This window comes from Amycolatopsis sp. lyj-346, from assembly GCF_046548975.1.
Lineage (GTDB): Bacteria > Actinomycetota > Actinomycetes > Mycobacteriales > Pseudonocardiaceae > Amycolatopsis.
This window is the reverse complement of record NZ_JAJPWT010000084.1, coordinates 1-519: the sequence shown is the minus strand read 5'-3', so window position 1 is coordinate 519 and position 519 is coordinate 1. Positions and strand designations below refer to the sequence as shown.

Sequence of the window (519 nt, the reverse complement as noted above, 5' to 3'; positions counted from 1 at the left end):
ATCCGCGCTTCGTCGCCGATGGCCCCGACCGTGCTCGCGGCACCTCCCTCCTGACCGCCTACCTCGTCCAGCAGAAGGGTTCCGACGAAACGGTTCCCTTCGTGGTCGGCGAGGACCACGACACCGTCGTCCGTACGCCGGAGGGCTGGCGTTTCGCCTCCCGCCGCTGGGTGACGTTGTTCAGTCGCTCCTGATTGCCTAACCAGTTCCCCGTCGGAGACTCCTCATGTTACTTGACTCGTACATCACCCTTGGCCGTTCCGGACTCCGGGTCAGCCCGCTCACCCTCGGCACGATGACCTTCGGCGAGGATGCCGGCTGGGGCAGCAGCCCAACGGACTCGGCGAACATTCTCGCGGCCTATCTCGACCGTGGCGGCAACCACATTGATACCGCAAATATTTACACCAACGGCCATTCCGAGAAGATCATCGGCGACTACTTCGCCGGCCGGAGCGCCGAACGCGACCGGGTCGTGATCGGTACGAAGTTCTTCGCCAATCTCCATCCCGGTGACCC

The 519-nt window shown here is 63.8% G+C and carries 2 protein-coding genes; both read left to right on the top strand.

Annotated elements, in window-relative coordinates; all coding sequences use genetic code 11:
* The coding region (locus tag ACLJQE_RS44820; RefSeq protein ID WP_410645945.1) for a nuclear transport factor 2 family protein at positions 1–194 on the top strand (194 nt) is incomplete at its 5' end.
* 32 nt (positions 195–226) lie between these two features.
* Positions 227–519: aldo/keto reductase (locus ACLJQE_RS44815; protein WP_410645944.1), on the top strand; the 293-nt coding region annotated here is incomplete at its 3' end.